We start from the raw sequence: 213 nt of genomic DNA on the forward strand, positions 1-213 counted from the left end.
TGGTGACAAAAAACGTCAAAAAAATCGGAAAGCTTACCACATTATTCAGGATCATGCTGTTTGCCCTTCCTGTTGTAGGACTTGTGGGGGCCAGCAACTTAAGCACGGCGGTGATTATTCTTGGCATTGCCGTGATCCTGATCTTTACCGCCAGTCCGAAATATGCCCAGTTCATATGGATGGCGGTGACAGGGATTGGATTCATGGCTATCT

Annotated in this window: 1 pseudogene; it reads left to right on the top strand. The window is 46.9% G+C overall.

The annotated features are described in order from the left end of the window. A pseudogene (locus tag HJY11_RS14580) lies at positions 1–213 on the top strand (cell division protein); the annotation flags it as partial.

Source organism: Bittarella massiliensis (ex Durand et al. 2017), assembly GCF_017566145.1.
GTDB classification, from domain to species: Bacteria; Bacillota; Clostridia; order Oscillospirales; family Ruminococcaceae; genus Bittarella; species Bittarella massiliensis_A.